This is a genomic window from Robinsoniella sp. (assembly GCF_034124845.1).
Map to the genome: position 1 here is coordinate 1 of NZ_JAWYAJ010000212.1, position 4215 is coordinate 4215.

The following is a 4215-nucleotide window of genomic DNA, read 5'->3' on the forward strand; positions in this document are numbered from 1 at the left end:
GATAGATTTAAGCAGATATACCAATGAGCAGGTAAATCCAGGATTTGTGAGGAGATCGTGGAGAGTCCGGCATATGAAGATGATAATACAGAGCATGCGGCTGTTGTGGACTATTCCGTGGATTTGTCCGGGTTTTCCTGGGATGATCTGATCTATTGGGGATTCATTACCGATATGATGAATAACGAAAGTTCTGTTTGGTACGATTATGCAAAAAAGGCGGGCATTTATAACGCCATGACGGCCTTTGTAAATGTGGATACCGCAATCCCCTATCTGGTATTTCGCCTGCTGGACGCAGATACTGAGCAAAAAGAGACGTTTCACCATGGGGTGCTCAGGGCATTGGAAGATATGTCTGAAAATGGAATTGGACCGGAAATATACCGGGCCTGCATCAAGAGCAGAGAGCTTGCCGAATCACTGATGCGGGAAGCGACTGCTGTGGCAGTTGACGTCTCAGAGGAAATCGCTACCTATTGGACCCGGACCGGCAGAATTGACTATCACAGCAGATATCAGACCTGCTTTCGCAGAATTTCCGGGGATCCGCAACAGCAAATATTAAAAAAGCTGGTAAAGGATGCTTTGACGCCAAAACGCAGTGCCCTTGTGGTGACCGTCCCCAGACCGGGACTGGCAGAAGAGATTGAGCAGAAACGGGACGATTTCCTGAAACAGATGAAAGCCTCTATGACAAAAAGGCAGTTATTGGAACTCATAGAAGATACGCAATCCTTTCGAAAATGGAATGAAGAGGAGCTGTGCAACAGCGGCTTTATGATTCATCCGGATGAGCTGCCTGATTTGGATAAGACGACGTTATATAAGAAGAAACGGTTTGGGGATATGGTAAGCTATACCAGCGGGGCGCCGGATGACCAGACGGCGGGCAGTTTCCGGATTTATTTTGACATCAGTTCTCTGCCGGAAGAAGATTTCTTCTATCTGGCACTTTACGAACTGCTGCTTACCGAAATGGATACCGAAAAGTACACGGCAGACCAGCAGAAAAATATTGCGGAAGAGTATTTATATGATTTGACGATTCATGAGCTTTATCCCGGAGCGGAAGCCGGGGAGAACAGCAGGCCCATGCTGGTGGTGAGCTGGTATGGATTAACCCAGGACTTTGGGACAGCACTGGATTTTCTGCTGGAAGTTATGGGGAACATACAGTTTTATCACAGGGAAGAAATGATTCGAATATTAAATAAGTCCCTGCCGGATTATGATTTATCCAGAACGGATGATCCTATGTCCCTGGCGGAAGATCTGGCACTTGGGTTTGTCAGAAACAGTGCCCGGTTTTATAATGCGGTAAACGGTCAGGAATTGTACCGGTTCCTGAGAAAGTTTCAAAAGAACCTGAAGCTGGAGAAGAACTTTCTTAAGACAGCAGTTGTTAAATTAGAAGAGATAAAGAAGGCAGTGATGCATAAAGAGGGCATTATAGTAGCAATGGCTGCTGCTTCCAAAGAGTTGCCGGTTATGGAAAAAACGGCAGTTGACAAGCTCAGCCGGCTGCCGTCAAGGAAAAGTGGATTGCCGGATTATGGCGGTATGAGGAAGGGGAAGCCTAAGACCGGAATCTGTGTGGAGTCCTCCAGCCAATACAGCGCTGCAGTGGGAGATTTCAGAGGTGATGTAAATTTTAAAGGCAGATATCTGCCGTATTTAATGGCGGTTAAAGATAAGTATATTATACCGCAGATCCGCTTCCGGTCCGATGCCTACAGTGCTGGTGTCACGATCGGTGACCCCTCTGACGGAACATTTTGTCTTTACAGCTACGGAGACCCCAATGTACAATCTACCCTGGATATTTTTGCAGGTACGGAAAATTTTCTAAAAAAGATGGAGATTACGGAAGAAGAGCTGCAGGGGTATATTTTAAATGCCTATGGACTTTTGACAAAGCCTATGGGAATTCTTGACAGAAGGATGTGGGATATGCGGCTTGCCATAAGCGGAGCGGATACGGCGGCAGTGAACCGTATGCTGGAAGATATTAAAAATGCATCGCTTCAGGACCGGGATGGGGCAGCAAGATGCATAGGGGATGCACTGAAAAGAGGTGCAGTGGTAACAGTGGGAAATGAGGCAAATATCAGGGCAGCCAAAAATGTATTTGATGAAATTATTGATTATAAAGAATGAAGAATTAGAAATGTCAGGGATATGGAGGAGAAAGCAAATGATAAATTTTGCAGTTATCGGAACAAATTTTATAACAGACCGGCTATTAAAAGCAGCAGAACATTGCGAAGGTTTTCGGCTGTATGGGGTATATTCCAGAACGGACAGCAGAGCAAAAGAATATGCAGCCCGGTATGGAGCACCAAAGACTTACACATCGCTTGAGGAACTGGCGGCAGATGCAAATGTGGATGCGGTATATATCGCAAGCCCTACCTTTTTACATGCAGCTCAGTCTGTTCAGATGTTAAATGCAGGAAAACATGTATTATGCGAAAAACCGATTGCTTCTAACAAGGCTGAATTAAAGGAAATGATGGAGGCAGCTGATAAAAATAACAGGGTCTTATTGGAAGCCATGCGTCCGGTCTATACACCTGGAATGACAGCGGTAGAAGAGGGACTGAAGAAGATTGGCACTGTGCGCAGAGCACATTTTACCTATTGCCAGTATTCCTCCAGATACGACAAATTCAAAGAGGGCATTGTAGAAAATGCATTCAGACCGGAGCTTTCTAACGGGGCGATAATGGATATCGGAACCTACTGCATTTATGCTGCATCTTATTTATTTGGAAAACCCAGGGATATCAAAGCAGCCGGTGTGCAGCTGGAGGGAAGCATTGACGGGGCAGGTACAGTACTTGCAGATTACGGGGATTTTATTGCAGAACTTGTATATTCTAAGATCACCAACAGCTATCAGGTCAGTGAAATCCAGGGAGAAAAGGGGTGTATGATTATACCCCACATTAATATTCCCGAAGAAGTAAAAATCCGTTATTATTCAGGGGAAGAAGAATATTTATTTGCAGGAGACCTAGAGGATGATATGCAGTATGAATTAAATCGGTTTATGGACTTCATTAATGATAAAGAAGAAAAGGGAATTCATAAATACCATGAGGCGAGCCTTCATACCATGTGGATCATCGATGAAGCGCGCAGGCAGCTTGGAATTACATTTCCGGCAGATTTGAATTAGAGAGACGGCGATGGCTGCAAAAAGCCATCGCCGTCTTTCCATTATATATGGAAGGAACGGTAACGGTTGAAACAGGCGAAGATTTCCTGATCCCTTGGCATAGCCAGATTCACGGGCAGATAGCTGCCGGATACAAGAGCGGAGAGTCCTTTGCGTTCTACCAGACGGCGTATGGTGGTTACAATACTGCGCAGGTCATTTCTGCCATTCAGCAGGTTGTTTTCAGCATATGTCAAAATGTATCCAAGTGCGGCTGTCTGTTCAGAATCAACAAGCTGCTCTACATAGCGCAGGTCGATTGTTTCATGGTTAATCAGCAAAGAATCTTTTCCCATGGTCTTCATTTTAAGCCGGCTGTTGTTTTTGACATCGGGATTGGGACTGGCGGCACGCTTAAAGGATGGCATGGGAGGTACGGATGCAGGTTTGGCCACAGCTGGGAATGCCTGGGCTTCTTTTTTGGCAAATGCCGTGATTTCCCTGGGTTCGTACCGGTCCATCTGCAGAATACAATCAGCAATATGAAAATAAGATCCCGAGCTGCCGGCAACAATGATAGAAGAGATTCCTTTTTCTTCAAACAGGTAACGGGCTCTTTCGATAAAAGGGGTAATCGGTTCCTGATCCCGGTTTACTACACGCTGCATCAGTTCATCCCGAATCATAAAATTCGTTGCACAGGTATCTTCGTCAATCAAGAAGAGAGAGGTGCCGCTTTCCATTCCCTCGATGACATTTGCAGCCTGAGAGGTACTTCCGCTGGCATCTTCCGTACAGAATGCCACGGTGTCTTTTTTATTTGGGAGATTGTTGACAAACATGGAGATGTCGGTACTTTTAATGCTTCTACCGTCTTCGGCACGTATCTTTAGTGCGTTATCTTCCGTTATGACATATTCACGTCCGTCACCGGAAATGTGGTTGTATACCCCAAGCTCCAGGGCTTTTAAAAGAGTGGATTTACCATGGTAACCTCCGCCCACAATCAAAGTGATACCCTTTTGGATACCCATTCCGCTGATTCTTCCGCG

Annotated in this window: 3 protein-coding genes; 2 read left to right on the forward strand and 1 reads right to left on the reverse strand. The window is 45.5% G+C overall.

Features of this window, described 5'->3' with window-relative positions:
* The first annotated feature begins 57 nt into the window (after nucleotides 1–57).
* Nucleotides 58–2160, forward strand: coding sequence for a peptidase M16 (locus ACH2DQ_RS10105; RefSeq protein WP_395026633.1), 2103 nt, complete (start codon nucleotides 58–60; stop codon nucleotides 2158–2160).
* 37 nt (nucleotides 2161–2197) lie between these two features.
* Entirely contained in the window at nucleotides 2198–3184 is a 987-nt protein-coding gene (locus ACH2DQ_RS10110) for a Gfo/Idh/MocA family protein (protein ID WP_394915862.1), read from the forward strand.
* A 41-nt stretch (nucleotides 3185–3225) separates the two neighbouring features.
* Here ACH2DQ_RS10110 and ACH2DQ_RS10115 read toward each other — a convergent pair.
* A partial coding sequence (locus ACH2DQ_RS10115) for a P-loop domain-containing protein (RefSeq protein WP_395026635.1) occupies nucleotides 3226–4215 on the reverse strand: 990 nt, incomplete at its 5' end.